The 13,766-nt window shown below is 60.1% G+C and carries 12 protein-coding genes and 3 pseudogenes; 10 read left to right on the top strand and 5 right to left on the bottom strand.

Going from position 1 to position 13,766, the window contains the following annotated elements; all coding sequences use genetic code 11:
* A partial coding sequence (locus C486_RS02265) for a phage integrase SAM-like domain-containing protein (protein ID WP_008452585.1) occupies positions 1-517 on the bottom strand: 517 nt, incomplete at its 3' end.
* A 320-nt stretch (positions 518-837) separates the two neighbouring features.
* Between C486_RS02265 and C486_RS22750 the strand changes: the two are divergent.
* From C486_RS22750 to C486_RS02295, 6 genes and pseudogenes are all read left to right on the top strand, one after another.
* Positions 838-1,104, top strand: a pseudogene (locus C486_RS22750) (hypothetical protein); the annotation flags it as partial.
* 199 nt (positions 1,105-1,303) lie between these two features.
* A pseudogene (locus C486_RS02270) lies at positions 1,304-2,038 on the top strand (IS6 family transposase).
* A gap of 353 nt (positions 2,039-2,391) precedes the next feature.
* Positions 2,392-3,453 carry a zinc-dependent alcohol dehydrogenase family protein gene (locus C486_RS02275; protein ID WP_008452589.1) on the top strand — a complete coding sequence of 354 codons (1,062 nt, stop codon included), beginning with the start codon at positions 2,392-2,394 and terminating at the stop codon, positions 3,451-3,453.
* 524 nt (positions 3,454-3,977) lie between these two features.
* Positions 3,978-5,015 carry a Gfo/Idh/MocA family protein gene (locus C486_RS02280; RefSeq protein WP_049910058.1) on the top strand — a complete coding sequence of 346 codons (1,038 nt, stop codon included), beginning with the start codon at positions 3,978-3,980 and terminating at the stop codon, positions 5,013-5,015.
* A 344-nt stretch (positions 5,016-5,359) separates the two neighbouring features.
* The gene (locus C486_RS02285; protein WP_008452595.1) at positions 5,360-5,575 is read left to right on the top strand and encodes a hypothetical protein; all 216 of its coding nucleotides are present in this window, start codon (positions 5,360-5,362) and stop codon (positions 5,573-5,575) included.
* 672 nt (positions 5,576-6,247) lie between these two features.
* Complete coding sequence (locus C486_RS02295) at positions 6,248-6,700, top strand: hypothetical protein (protein ID WP_008452598.1); 453 nt, start codon at positions 6,248-6,250, stop codon at positions 6,698-6,700.
* 389 nt (positions 6,701-7,089) lie between these two features.
* On the opposite strand, the gene C486_RS02300 is transcribed toward C486_RS02295, so the two are convergent.
* Positions 7,090-7,830 carry an Lrp/AsnC family transcriptional regulator gene (locus tag C486_RS02300; RefSeq protein ID WP_008452599.1) on the bottom strand — a complete coding sequence of 247 codons (741 nt, stop codon included), beginning with the start codon at positions 7,828-7,830 and terminating at the stop codon, positions 7,090-7,092.
* 232 nt (positions 7,831-8,062) lie between these two features.
* On the opposite strand from C486_RS02300, the gene C486_RS02305 reads away from it, so the two are divergent.
* The 4 genes from C486_RS02305 (at position 8,063) to C486_RS02320 (ending at position 10,977) form a co-directional block, all read left to right on the top strand.
* The gene (locus tag C486_RS02305) at positions 8,063-8,413 is read left to right on the top strand and encodes a hypothetical protein (protein ID WP_008452601.1); all 351 of its coding nucleotides are present in this window, start codon (positions 8,063-8,065) and stop codon (positions 8,411-8,413) included.
* Positions 8,414-8,419: 6 nt separating this feature from the next.
* On the top strand, positions 8,420-9,106 hold the full coding sequence (locus tag C486_RS02310) for a potassium channel family protein (RefSeq protein WP_008452603.1): 687 nt from the start codon (positions 8,420-8,422) through the stop codon (positions 9,104-9,106).
* Between the two features lie 123 nt (positions 9,107-9,229).
* Positions 9,230-10,771, top strand: coding sequence for a TrkH family potassium uptake protein (locus C486_RS02315; protein WP_008452604.1), 1,542 nt, complete (start codon positions 9,230-9,232; stop codon positions 10,769-10,771).
* Positions 10,768-10,977, top strand: coding sequence for a hypothetical protein (locus C486_RS02320; RefSeq protein ID WP_008452606.1), 210 nt, complete (start codon positions 10,768-10,770; stop codon positions 10,975-10,977). The genes C486_RS02315 and C486_RS02320 overlap by 4 nt, the downstream gene beginning before the upstream one ends.
* A 396-nt stretch (positions 10,978-11,373) precedes the next feature.
* Here C486_RS02320 and C486_RS19900 read toward each other — a convergent pair.
* From C486_RS19900 to C486_RS02330, 3 genes and pseudogenes are all read right to left on the bottom strand, one after another.
* Positions 11,374-12,084, bottom strand: a pseudogene (locus tag C486_RS19900) (IS6 family transposase); the annotation flags it as partial.
* Between the two features lie 32 nt (positions 12,085-12,116).
* On the bottom strand, positions 12,117-12,668 hold the full coding sequence (locus tag C486_RS02325) for a phosphatidylglycerophosphatase A family protein (RefSeq protein ID WP_008452609.1): 552 nt from the start codon (positions 12,666-12,668) through the stop codon (positions 12,117-12,119).
* 371 nt (positions 12,669-13,039) lie between these two features.
* Positions 13,040-13,759, bottom strand: a complete 720-nt coding sequence (locus C486_RS02330; protein WP_241432455.1) for a metal-dependent transcriptional regulator — start codon at positions 13,757-13,759, stop codon at positions 13,040-13,042.
* Positions 13,760-13,766 lie beyond the last annotated feature (7 nt).

A 13,766-nucleotide genomic window follows, 5' to 3' on the forward strand; every position in this document is an offset into this window, starting at 1 on the left:
GTTCCCCGACGCGAACGGCGGTGTACGCGAGGACGAACACCAGGGCGCGGTCACGAGCGGCTTTCAGCGCCGCGTAGCGCGCTCGCTGCATGTCGACGGGGGCAGTATCGTCTGGGAGCGTCGTGTACGTCTCGATGGCGTCGCGAGTCCGCTCGTCGACGTATCGGGTGAGGGCGTGGCGCTGCTCGGATGTCCAGGCCTGCTGGTCACCGGGCTTGCGGCCGTCGTCCTCCGGCAGCGGGGCTATCGCACTCGCCCGCTGGGCGTAGTGCGCCTCGAGGTACCCTTCGTTAACACACCAGCCACACCACGCAGAAATATAGCGGTAATAGGTTTGTACAGTGTTCTGTTTGAGTCCACGGTCACCAGCGAGATGCCGGGCGTATTCGCGGAAGACACGTTCATCAAGGTCCTCGAAGGTGGGATCGCGGTCGACATCGTCGGGGACGATCCCGAATTCGGCGTCGCCGTCGCCGCTGCTGTGTCCGTCGAACGGCTCGACGAGGTAGGCGAGCATTTCCTCGGCTCGTCGTCGATCGCGGTCCAGGCGCTCAGCGGGGCAGTGGCAGACGCTCACCGTCCCTTCGATCCTGGCCAGCCGGGTCGCGAGTACCAGTAGCGCGCGGCCAGTTCGAGCGCGACCCAGCCGCACACCGTGCCGAGCGTCAACCACTGACGAACCGACGCGGTGAGGCGTACTCACTCTCGGGTTCGGCGGAGAGGGTGTACATCCCCGACGCGAGCGGCGGAAACAGTAGGAACGGGAGCGCGAGACGGCATTCGAAAGCGCCGTCACCGCAGCGGTGAGCAACGAGACGAACAGCAGCGCCGAGAGATACGGCTATCGAGCGTGCGTCTCTTCAGACCCGATGGTATGAGACAGACGATTTCAACATCCACTACTCTGAACAATACGAGACTGGAGACCACTGGGAGTGTCGGTGGGACCGCCATCCAAACGATCACAATACCCGCTCGCATTTTCATTCACCGCCAGATGCAACGACATCAGGGGATGATGTAGCGTATGAGGAAGACCGGCGAGATATACTCCCGGACGTACTCGGCGACTTAGACGATCGAATCGAAGCGTTTTGGGAATGAATCTGACCGCTGTCACACTCATCTCAGTATATTTTTGTGAGCATATCCCAATCTCAACGAAGGAGATGGTGCCCCAGCGAAGTCAGAGTCGTACGGGTGAGATCGTTCGATGTGTCACTTAGTCTCGGAACCTTCATCACCGGCACTGTCTAGTTGAGCCAGTTTGAGGAACGAGCAGGCCGTTGAGCGAACTGGTTAGATGCTCGCAGACCTGTTCAGTGAGAGCTACGAGACGGATTTAGACGAAGTTTGGGAGAACGAGCGGACGGCGACGCCCGTCAGGGCGTTCGCCGTCCGCCTCCCTCAGACCGGTTGTTCGCTTCGAGAGGCAACAACGATTCTCGCTGAATTAGGCGTTGAACGCTCTCACGGAACGGTTTGGAACTGGGTTCATCGGCTGGCTGACAGCGGACGCGACCCGCCGACGTCCACGAGAGCGTTGCTCTCGTGCGCGGCCCATCAGAACGTGGAGCGTTCTGCGGACGGCGAATCGTCGCGGGTCGCCGTCAACGAGACCGCTGTCACAATCAACGGCGAGTAGTCTTGGCTGTACGCTGCAATCGACGTCGACACGACGTTGATACTCAACGTCGCATTGTTTGGTCGACCTGGCACCGATCCGGCGGCTGCGTTCCTGCACGGACTCACGGAATAACACGACTGTTCGGAGGCGGTGTTTCTCGTCGATCAGTGCGTCTGTCGGACTTCCCTTGCCCGATTTGGGCTGAGTGGTCGGGTGAACTATGTGGAGCGAAACCTGAGCGAAAAGTGGTTTCACACGCTCAAGATGCGGGTCGACTGCTTCCATAATCCGTGGGTTGGCAGTCGGGCGAGCGTCCGCAAATGACTTGCACAGTTCATGCACTACTATAACCACCAGCGACCCCATCAGGCACTCGATGGACGGACGCCAGCTGCGGAGGTGCTAAACTAGACAGTGCGCCTATACCGATACTGTTGATTCCCGTGCATGCTAGTAAATCATAGAATTCCTTTCGTCGAGTACCGGTCGCGTTCTCGCAGCGCATCGACTCGACGAGCGCGTCTCTACGATAGTGACAAATGACGTTCGACCCTCACACATTCCAACCCCTGCCGCATTCTCCGAAGTGTATACATCGACAGTCCGTTTTCGACATCGGTTATCGAACTTCGGTCTGAGTGGTCAATAGCGACCCAACAGGCCGGAATCGGATTACGCACAACAGCAGAAAATCCACGACGGATTTGTGATGAATAGAATACGTACCGCCTACACTTTTATACTCGCTGACTCTATCCCGGAACATGCGAGCAGCCGTACTCGAGGACCATGGGGAACCGCTCTCGGTCGAAGACGTCGCCTATCCGGAGCCACAACCGGACCAGGTCATCGTCGAGACCGAGGCGTGCGGGATCTGTCGCAGCGACTGGCACGCCTGGCAGGGCGACTGGAGCTGGATCGGAGCAGGGGTTCCGGAAGGCCAGATCCTCGGCCACGAGCCCGCTGGCGTCGTGTCGGCGGTCGGCGACGACGTCGAGACGCTCGCGGAGGGCGACCGCGTGGCGGTACCGTTCCACCTCGGCGACGGCAGCTGTTCCCACTGCCGCGAGGGGCGAGCGAACAACTGCGAGACGGTCATCCCCCTCGGCCTCTCGGAGTTCGCACCGGGCGCGTTCGCGGAGGCGTTCCCCGTTCGCGAGGCGGACTTCAACTGCGTAAAACTCCCCGACGAGGTCGAATTCGCGGAGATGGCCGGCCTCGGCTGCCGGTTCATGACGGCCTATCACGCGCTGGCCGACCGCGCCGACCTCCGACCCGGCGACTGGGTCGCGGTCCACGGCTGTGGTGGCGTCGGGCTCTCGGCGATCCACATCGCCCAGGCGCTGGGAGCACACCCGATCGCGATCGATGTCCTCGACAGCAAACTCGAGCGGGCCGCGGAACTGGGTGCCGTCGAGACGATCAACAGCACCGAGGTCGACAGCGCACCGGGTGCGGTTCAAGAGATCACCGGCGACGGTGCCGATGTCTCGATCGACGCGCTGGGGATCGCGGAAACCTGCCGGAACTCGGTTCACAGCCTCGGGACGCGGGGCAGCCACGTTCAGGTCGGGCTCACGACCGGCGAGGAGGAGGGCCAGATCGAACTCCCCGTCGACGTCATGACGATGCAGGAGATCGACTTCCACGGCTCCTTCGGTATGCCCCTGGTCCGCTACGAGGAACTGTTCAACCTGATCGCACAGGGCACGCTCGAGCCGCGCAAGATCATTGGCGAGACGCTCTCGCTCGAGGAAGCACCGGAGACGCTAGCATCGATGGACGACTACGAGACGGTCGGCATTCCGGTCATCACGGAGTTCTGATCCGCGCCCGAAACGCGACCGATCGACAGGATCGGTCGTCGACGCAGCATCGCGAGCGGCGACCCCCGGAAGCCGTCGCTGTTCGATACGGACATCGCGAAACCCGGGCGGGGCGGGAACCGCCCTGGGCGTGAGAGACATGAGCGTACTCGAAGCGGGGGCGAGTCCACGTCGAGCGATCCGGGCACGAACGCACGCAATCGGCCGGTCAGCGCGTCGGTCTGCGCGCGTACCCGGCGGGGCCTTTCCTCCCCGCACGTCGGCTAATGAACGGGTCGGGTATTGTTATGCGGCGGTTTGGACGCCGGTAGCGATCCCGAACCGACGACAGGCCCCGTCTACGCCGTTTGTAGACCGCTGCTACGGTTCGAGCTCTTCGACGACGCCCTCGAGGCCGATGTCCGCGCGGTCGACTCGTCTCGGCGGACGGTCCCAACGCCACTGGTCGCCCCGATGGCGGAGCGCGGCAGGTGCTTGCCTGTGTCGCCGCTAGAGGGATGACGCTGCCGATCGTTCGAGTCCGTATGACCGACGGCGCTTCGCCACGCCCGGTTCGGCTCGGTATCGTCGGCCTCGGATACATCGGTACGACTGTCGGCGGGCAGTTCCACCGCCATCCGGACGCGACCGTCGAGGCGATCTGCGATCTCGACGCGGACCGTCTCGAGCGAGTCGGGCGGGAGTTCGACGTGCCGGGCGACCGCCGGTACGCCGAGTACCCGGCGATGCTCGCGACTGCGTCGCTCGACGCGGTTCTGATCGGTACTCCACACACCCTCCACCACGAGCAGGTCGTCGCCGCCCTCGAGCGGGACTGTCACGTCTACTGTGACAAGCCGCTGACGACCGACCTCGGACGGGCACGCGACCTCGTCGAGCGGGTCGAACGGAGCGACCGGACCGTGATGGTCGGCTACCAGCGACACCTCCAGACGGCGTTCCGAACCGCCCACGAGCGGTTCGTCGATCGCGACCCGACGTGGGTGACCGCCTCGATCACGCAGGACTGGATCGACGACTCGCGGGGGACCTGGCGGCTCGAGCCCGACCTGTCGGGCGGCGGCTTCCTGTACGATACCGGGAGCCACGTTCTCGACGGCGTGCTCTGGACGACCGGCCTCGAACCGGTCTCCGTCGCCGCGAGCATGGACTTCCACGACGACGACCAACGGGTCGATCGCCGTGCCCACCTCGATGTCGCGTTCGCGAACGGGGTGAGCGGCACGTTCTCCGTTCACGGCGACGCGCCGTCGGTCCGCGAGCACATCCACATCTGGGACGCGGCGGGCGCGGTCTATCTCGAGGGAACGCAGTGGAGGCCGCGAACCGTTCGCGAGATCGATTCCGACGCCGGGGAGTACGTCCCGTACATCGATCCCCGTGGCGAGCGGTCCCGCGCCGACGCCTTCCTCGAGAGCATCGAGGCGGGGAGCGACCCGCCGGCGACAGTCCGGGACGCGCTCCGGGTCACGGCGCTGACCGAAGCGGCGTACGAGGCGGCGAGGACGGGTAGTCGCATCGCCGTCGACACCTCGGCGACTTCTCTCGATGGAGGCGGGTGATCACGGGAACCGGGCTCCCTGATCGGGTCCTAAGCCACCGGTACCCGTCGGACAGCGAGACGCCACCGGAACCGTACTCGGACCACGGTAACCGGCTCGTTCGGTCGGGAAAGCGGCGTTTGCGGCGGCCGGATCGGTCCGCGGGATGCCGCCGCCGATCCCGGTCGCGTCGGGTGATTATGCGATTATTACTGGCGTTCGGCCCGGCTCGAGCGACGGCGGCTGGCGGTCAGGACCGCCCGCGTCCGCGTTACCGACCGAAACCCGGGTAAAACCGTGATAGGCGGTCGTCGCTTTCGGTTACAAGCCGGATAACTACAACCGGTGACGGCTATCGGACGGGTATGATCACCTGCACTAACTGCGAGACCGCCCAGTTCCTGCAGATCACGCAGAGTCGCGTCTACTTCGAGGACGGCGAGATGATCAACGAGATTTCCGAGACCTACGAATGTACCCTCTGTGGCGCGACCGGGCAGTACGTCTACGACGACGACAGCGACGAGGAGACCATCACCGGAGATGTCGAACACACGACCGAACGGCCGAAATACGCCTGACTGGCGGCCCCCGTTCGGGGGCGCAGCGGATAACGGTGGTTGTACAGCCTCGATTCCCGGAATAGGGCTCGTCTCGTGACAGTTTTCGGCTCTATTCAATAGCGTAGCCCGGTACGTCCATCTTGAAATCCTGGGCAAGTGGCCGATCGGGCCAGGGACAGAGCCTCAATAACGCAATTCAAAATGCGATCGAGAGTGATATTACCGTTCAAGCTACTGGGTATCGGACAGCCGAGTAAAAGGGCTCCGAGCTGCCGTTCGAGGTCAGTGCGATACAAATAATCTACGACAGGAGTGTTATCTATTGGAGGATCACCGGTCGTATTTCGTGTTCGAACCACTCAGCAGCGACACGAAGTGTCACTGGACACCAGACCCATGCTCGGGGAGTGTGGTATTGAAGCCTGGTCCGGCTCATCACACTTTGGTTGCCAAACTCCGGATGGTAGACAAGAGCCTATGCACGTTTTGGCGTCGAATGGCCACGGCGGCGGTGCGGGCCCCCTCGAGCGAACGGAACCCGGATCGAACTCTCCTGACACAATCACCGACAACGGGCGTCAGTATCTCGGCGATGATCGCAGAGAACGAGTTCATTACGTCGGGGAGTGCCCGATTTTTCGGACCGTACACATACCTTATGTCACTCGAGCACTGTAACGATATACGAAAATGACAGGTGAAGTCGCATTCAGGGAGGTCCAACGGTTCCGACAGTGGTGGCTCTGGGTACTCCTCGGACTAGCCGGTTTGGTTTCGGTCGTTGCCGGCGGACCTGTCGGGCTCCTCATCATCGGAGCCATCGCGGTATTGTTCCGATCGCTGCGACTGGTCACCGAGGTCCGAACCGATGGGCTCTACGTACGGTTCGCTCCACTCCACCGGTCGTTTCGAAGAGTCCCCTGGGAGGCGATCGACTCGGTCGAGTCGGTGACGTACCGGCCACTCCGTGAGTACGGCGGGTGGGGTATCCGCTGGCGACCGGCGACGATCGCGTTCAACGTCAGCGGCTCCCGCGGCGTCTACGTGACGAGATCCGACGACCGCGACCTGCTGGTCGGCAGTCTCCGTCCGGACGAACTGGCGACCGCGATCCGAGACGGGATGCACGAAGCGGAAGAATGAGGCTCGATTTCCGGCGAGACGCGACGATTCCACAACGACTGCCCCGCTGTGGCGTTTCAGAGCCTCTTCGCGGCTGATCGGATGTCTGCTCGAGACAGCGAGGAGTGCAACACGGTGGCTCCGCTTGCTCTATCGCGAACCTGATACCTAGTCGTTCAGTGAAGAGGCGGACCGATCATCCGTCCGCCGAACCGGATACCCGAGCGACGGCGTCGACAGCCGATCCCTTTCGATGTCGATGGCTCGTGTGTATATTCCGTGGATTAGATTTGGTCGACGTGCAACCCTAGGGAAGATTCTGCATCCTGACGGTACTCGTGTGAAGATGCAGGCAAGCAAGAGGGCAAGTCACGTGACTAATTGGAAAAGCAGGATACCGCTTTCAGTAACTATCCACTGGTGAAAACAGCCAAGGTCTCATCAGTGATTCCTGACCGTGAGTGGACCGTCACGAAGTCGTTTACTTCGATCGTCGTCTCCCCCGTCGGAGTGATTGCCTGCTCGTCCCGGTCGATCCGTACGACTAGAACGCTCGAGGGGATGAGACTCTCTTCGTTCGCCTGTTGGAGCGTCTTGCCCGCAATCGGCGCTCCATCTTTGACGATGACTTCGATGACATCTGCGTCTCCGGAAAGGCCCGCGACACCGGTTACTGGCGAGATTGGCTCTTTTTCTCGCGGGCCGAACTGCGCGTACGGGCGAAAGTATTCCCGGTGAACGAGTCCTTCGTCGTTGATTTCGATCCCGAGAGCGGTGATATCTTGCGCGATGCGCGTGAGGTCATCGGTATCCGTCCCGATAACTTTGACTTGGAGATCACCCTTTCCCGTCATAATCTCCCTGACGTTGATGACGCCCGGAACGTCGAGTACCCGCTGGGCGAGTTCCTGCCGGTCGGTCGCCGACGTGCTACAAATAAACAGGTTCGTCAATCGACCATCCGCCTCGTAATTAACGTGCGCATGATAGCCGTTGATGATGCCGTCTTCTTCGAGGCGACGGATCCGGTTTCGGACCGTCGGCGGAGAGACGTCCACCTGCTCGGCGATGTCCGGTGCTGACGTATGTCGAGCCTCTCGCGTGAGATAATACAGGATCTGCTCGTCAACGTCATCGATCTCTCGGGTCATATTTATACTCCGCAATTGGTTCCCCAGCTACATTTAAGCTATCTTTGGGTCTTGGTGAGAAACCGGTTGTCGTCGTTGTCTCCCTCCTCCGTGACCCGCTGCAACGCCGACGATTTCGATGGATAGACTGCCGTCCGACGCTACCGAACGATACAAAAGACAATACTGTATCCACAAACGTATCGAAACTCACAGCGGAAATTATTTTACTATCCGAAATAGGGTGGTATGTATGTCTGACTCGGACGACAAACAATCACCCACGGAACGACTCCCGACAGCCCTCATCGAGGAACTCGACACGCTCGAGTCGCCGGAACTCCACGCGGTACGTGAGTACGTCGACCAATTACTCGAGTCGAGCCAGCCACCGATTGAACAGCAGATCCGCGAGGAAGCAAGCGGTGAGGTCCTCGATATCGAAGACCAGGGGGTTTACACCCTCGTCAAACAACGTCCACCGAGTCAGAGCGAGGGTGATTCGAAACCCGTTTCGCTCTACCATGTAACGCGGGAGAGACATCCAGACGGGGAAGAAACGCTACACTGGGCGTTTTTGGGCGATGTCCATGGTGAGGTGTAGTACGCTATGTATCTCATCATTGTCGGGGCAGGTGATATCGGAACGCCGCTTATCGAGATTGCGACCCGATCAGGGAATGAAGTCGTCGTCATCGAGAGTGACCCAGAGCGGGCAGACTACGTCGTTGGCCGATACGACTGTCTGGTCCTCAACGACGACGCGACGGTCCACAACGTGCTCGCGGACGCCGGTATCGAACAGGCCGACGCGGTGATCAGCACGACCGATCGGGATGCGACCAACATCATGGTCTGCCTGCTCGCACAAGAGCACGACGTCCCGGCGATCGTCTCGGTCGTTCACGACCCCGAACACATGAACGTGTTCCGCCAGATCGGCGTCAACACCATAGAGAACCCGCAGGAACTTATCGCCGAGTACCTCTACCGTGCGGTCGCTCGACCGGCGATCGTCGACTATATGCGCATCGGTGACGCGGCCGAAGTCTTCGAAATCGTAGTCACCGAAGACGCACCGATCGCCGATAAAACCCTCATCGAGACGGCCGATGAGAATCTCCTCCCTGACGACGTACTGGTCGTTGCGATCGAACGCAAAGGGCAGGATCCACCGCTTACTCCACAGGGGGACACGCGAATCAAAGCCGGCGATCTGCTCACCGTCTATTCGGCGTTCGGAGCCACGCCTGAACTCACCGACGTGTTCGGTCATCCAGAAGATCGAGTGAACTGATATGGGGCAGAAAGCGCGGAACTCGTCTCCTGCGATCAAAGCGAGTAGCCGGCGCGTCGTGGCTCGAGTAAGCGATGAAAAGCTCTGGTCAAATACGAACCCGGATCAACGAGGAAGTGACGTATGAGCGAAGCGATGAAAACGATCGGTCGGGACCTCGGGCGGATGCTTGAGGCGCTGTCCGGGCTATTGTTCGTCTCACTGCTCGTCCCGCTCGTTTGGGGCGAGTACTGGACGATCCCGGCGCTGATCGTCTCCGGACTACTGCCGTTGGCTCTCGGCTATGCGCTGACGTCGCAGTTTCGCGAAGCGACCCAGCCCGGGAAGTTACACGGGATGATCATCGCCGCAACTGGCTGGCTGCTCGTCGCGGTCTTCGGCTCGCTCCCCTTCCTCCTGATCGCGTGGACGGCGGAACTCGCGCCGCCGATCCTCGGAGAGCCGTCGCAGACGGAGACGCTCGCGGCGTTTACCGAGCCGCTGAACGCGCTGTTCGAGAGCATGAGCGGCTTTACCGGGACCGGGCTNGACAACGAGGAAGTCCTGCCGCGCACGCTGCAGTGGTGGCGGTCGTTCATCGAGTGGATCGGCGGCGTGGGCGTGATCGTCCTCACGACGGCGGTTCTCGCCCGCCCCGGGAGCGGTTCGCTGACGCTCTACGAGAGCGAGGCCCGCTCGGAGCGGATTCATCCGAGCATCGTCTCGACCGTCCAGACCATCTGGTGGATCTTCATCCTCTTTACGTTCGTCTCGATCCTCCTGCTGTGGATCGTCGGGATGCCGCTGTGGGGCGCGATCAACCACGCGATGACTGGCCTGTCGACCGGCGGGTTCGCGATCAAAGACCACTCGATCGCCACCTACGACAGCGCCGCCATCGACTTCGCGCTCCTGCCGATCATGATCCTCGGGAGCATTGCGTTCCCGGTCCACTACCTCATCCTGCAAGGCGATCTGCGGAACTTGTATACGGATCTTCAGACCCGATGGGTGTTCATCTACATGAGCCTCGGAACGCTCGCACTGACCGCACTCGTATACGTTGGCGACACGTACGACTCGCTGTTTACCGCGTTCCGATACAGCTCGTTCCAGTTCGTCTCGGCGGCGACCTGTGCCGGCTTCCAGACCGCTGTCGACGCGACCAACGTCGCGCTCGGGCAGTGGCCGGCCCAGGCCCAACTCACAGTTATCTTCGGCATGGTCGTCGGCGGTGCGGCCGGTTCGACGGTCGGCGGGATCAAGCTCATCCGGGCGCTCACGCTGCTGAAGGGGATCCGGTTTCGTATCGCCGACATCTTCTATCCGCAGACGGCCGTCCGTCGGTTAGGAATCAACGGACGGCGGCTCAACGATCAGAAAATGCGCCAAGAGTTCGAGGAAGCGGCGATCATCGGGCTCCTCTGGTTCGTCTTCCTCGGACTCGGGCTGTTCGTACTCCTGCTGGTTCTCCCACAGGACGAGTATGTACTCGAGAACGTGCTCTTCGAGGTTGCCAGCGCGCAGGGCAACGTCGGGCTCTCCGCAGGGATCACTGGCCCCGACTCACTGCCGTCAGTTGGGAAGCTCATGCTTCTGTTCAATATGTGGATCGGCCGTCTCGAGATCATCCCCGTTCTGGTGACGCTTCGGACGATCTTCAATCGCGGAGGGCTGTACCAATGAGCCTTGATGATCTCCCAATCGTCGGCGGGTTCCTCGAGGCAGGTGCCGAAGATCGCGTCTTTGATTTGCTCTTATTGGTCGGTCCGCTACTCATACTCTTTATCGCCGTCGCTGGACGGTCACCCCTGACGGTTGGCGGTGCGATCGCGTATTGCTGGTTCTTTATCGCACACATCATTTATCGAGGTGTGCAGAAGAGAGTATGAGCGACGATTCCGGAGACAGAATGTCGCTAACGTGCAGAAACTGCGGACATGGACTCTCGGCCACCGACAGATCATGGCCTTCGTGTGGGACGATAGTGATTGCAGAGCGTCGTGCCAATTCTTCATGAGCGTCTCGGGACTGGTTTCCATCGGCCTCGTCTTCGCAGCAGCCGTAGCGCCGCTCGAGCCTCTAGGCGGAATCGTATTGCCTCTTCTTTCCTCGGGGCGCGCTGTGTTCAGCGCTTTCTGGCCATTTTTGGCTATGAACGGCTTAGAAAACGCCGGAAAAAGCTCGCGGAGAGTGCTCACTATTGAGAAACACCGTTGTTCATGACTGTACACTTCGATCGGCATCAAATAATTACAATAGCAATGAACGAGTCGAATTGGCACTGTCTAGTTTAGCACCGCCGCTGGCGTCTGTCCCTTGAGTGACTGGTGGAGTCGTTGTCTGTTATCATAGTGTCCGAACTGTTCAAGCCACTCTCTGACGCTCGCCCGACTGCCGATCCACGAGTGATGGAAGCGGCCGATCCGCATTTTGAGGGTATGAAATCACGTTTCGGTGTGGTTTCGATCAACATAGCCGAGGTAATTGCTCAAGCCTAACCGAGAGAGGGCAATCAGCTAGCCAGCACCATCGACGAGAAACCGAGGTCGGAGAGATCGTGGTTCTCGGTAAGTCCATGAAGAAACGCAGGAGCCGGTTAGTGCCATGTCGACTGAATAACGCAACGTCGAAGATCAACGTTGTCTCGAGGTCTATTGCAGTATATAGCCAAGACCGATCGCCGTTGATTGTGACAGCGATTTCGTCGACAGCGACCCGCGACGGCTTCGCCGTCCGCAGAACGCTCCACGTTCTGATGGGCCGCACGAGAGCAACGCTCTCGTGGATGTCGGCGGGTCACATCCGCTGTCAGCCATCCGACACACTCAGTTCCAAAACTGCTTCGTAAGTCCTCTCAACCCCTCATTCAGCGGGAATCGTTGTTGTATTCCGAAGCGAACAACCGGTCTGATGGAGGGGACGGCGAACGCCCTGACGGGCGTCGCCGTCCGCTCATTCTCCCAAGATTCTTCTAAATTCCTCTCGTAGCTCGAACTGGCTCAACTAGACAGTGTCTTGGTGAGTTAGATTACAGTACTCTGAGAAGATGGGCTACGACGGTATCCACGTCTGTGGGCTGAACTACGCGGATAACTAGCCCCGTGGTGAGAGCAGCATAAACACCTGCGCCGATGTCGTCGGAGATGATTCCCCAGCCACCCGGCATCCGTTCAAGTGCCCGTAATGGTGGGGGTTTCGAAACGTCGAACGCTCTGAATGCACTCACGGCAATCATAACGAGGAATCCGGTCCACAGCAGACTCTCTTCGGTCCCCGAACCATGCCACGGGAGCCAGAAAAGCGGAAGCGTCTGTCCGATAGTTTCGTCTGCGACTACCGCTTGTGGGTCGTCGGACTCCCATCGATCTTGAGCCCAGTCTCCGAACGAAAGACACGCAATCAAGAACGTGAGCGCAGTGCATACCAGAAAGAGATACATTACCGATACCGGGATTTCGAGCACGACGAAGACCAGCACCAGCAGTACCGGTGGAAGAGAGCCGAATGTGCCAGGGACAACAGGCAGGTAGCCAAGTCCGCTGACAGTCAACAGCACTTCGCGGATGTTTAGCTGAATCATCTCATGTGTGTGCGGGAGTACCAGTGGGATTCAGGTGTGGTAAGAAACGCGAGGAAGGATTTGAACCCGAACTGCCCACCTCGCGTCGCAGGAACTCATCTGGCGAACGGGACAACTGTACGCTCCGCAGTCGTCGGAACGTGGATGAGAATAGTCGGCGAGACCGTATAGTTTTTCTCATCTATACTATTGTTTAGACTGGCCTAATAAATATTGCCACATTCTACGTCGGAATCGATTCGGGCCGAGAACCGGGAGAAGCGCCCGTGGTTCCGGAACGATTACTGTGGCTCCAAGCCCCACCAGCCCCAGCTCGAAACACAGAATACCCAGTCCGCGAAGGAGCGGTTCCATAGTATCCCGGGTATGGATCACGGGTCATCTAGCGGTGTAACGAGTATCTGTGCGGCCAGTCTTTGTGGGAGACTCGTCTGTTCACCGGCGTCTCCGATAGTGAGAACCACCATCCCAATCGGCGTGATTTCGTCGAGGTAAAGGCGCTCGGCCGGTTCCAGTCCGATCGAAACGAGATATTCTAGTACCTCATCGTCCTGTGTCAAGATTCGCGTAACCTTCACACTCGCCGACTCGTCGACCTCCACCAGCGAGGTGACGTCCGCTGATTGAGGGAGGTCAAGATTACTGTCGGGAATCGGATCGCCGTGGGGATCGGTTTCTGGCATGTCAAGCGCCCGTTCAATCTCTCGACAGAGCCGATTACTGAGGTGATGCTCCAAGATATCGGCCTCGGCGTCGACTTCACTGATCGCGTACTCAAACAACTCCGCGAGCATCGTCTCAGCGAGCCGGTGTCTGCGGACCACTCGTAGGGCGAGTTCTTCGCCCTCAGTCGTGAGACGAATCGGGCGATACCGTTCTCGGTCGATCAGCCCCCGATTCGAGAGCGTACTGAGCATACTCGTCACCGACGCTCTGGTGACGCCGAGCCGGTCGGCGATTTTCGAGTTGGACACCCGTCCGTCGGCTTCCTGCTCGAGACGGTAGATGCGACGGAGATAGTCTTCCATCTTCGGCGTGAGCGCTGGCAACGACTCCGGCGCGTCCGGGGTGTCAGAATCGGATGAATTCATTTCGTCT

Source organism: Natrinema gari JCM 14663 (assembly GCF_000337175.1).
GTDB classification, from domain to species: Archaea; Halobacteriota; Halobacteria; order Halobacteriales; family Natrialbaceae; genus Natrinema; species Natrinema gari.

Excerpts from the sequence above, each read along its gene's own strand:
- C486_RS02275 (WP_008452589.1), top strand. The coding sequence starts at position 2,392 with ATGCGAGCAGCCGTACTCGAGGACCATGGGGAACCGCTCTCGGTCGAA.
- C486_RS02280 (WP_049910058.1), top strand. The coding sequence starts at position 3,978 with ATGACCGACGGCGCTTCGCCACGCCCGGTTCGGCTCGGTATCGTCGGC.
- C486_RS02285 (WP_008452595.1), top strand. The coding sequence starts at position 5,360 with ATGATCACCTGCACTAACTGCGAGACCGCCCAGTTCCTGCAGATCACG.
- C486_RS02295 (WP_008452598.1), top strand. The coding sequence starts at position 6,248 with ATGACAGGTGAAGTCGCATTCAGGGAGGTCCAACGGTTCCGACAGTGG.
- C486_RS02300 (WP_008452599.1), bottom strand. The coding sequence starts at position 7,830 with ATGACCCGAGAGATCGATGACGTTGACGAGCAGATCCTGTATTATCTC.
- C486_RS02305 (WP_008452601.1), top strand. The coding sequence starts at position 8,063 with ATGTCTGACTCGGACGACAAACAATCACCCACGGAACGACTCCCGACA.
- C486_RS02310 (WP_008452603.1), top strand. The coding sequence starts at position 8,420 with ATGTATCTCATCATTGTCGGGGCAGGTGATATCGGAACGCCGCTTATC.
- C486_RS02320 (WP_008452606.1), top strand. The coding sequence starts at position 10,768 with ATGAGCCTTGATGATCTCCCAATCGTCGGCGGGTTCCTCGAGGCAGGT.
- C486_RS02325 (WP_008452609.1), bottom strand. The coding sequence starts at position 12,668 with ATGATTCAGCTAAACATCCGCGAAGTGCTGTTGACTGTCAGCGGACTT.
- C486_RS02330 (WP_241432455.1), bottom strand. The coding sequence starts at position 13,759 with ATGAATTCATCCGATTCTGACACCCCGGACGCGCCGGAGTCGTTGCCA.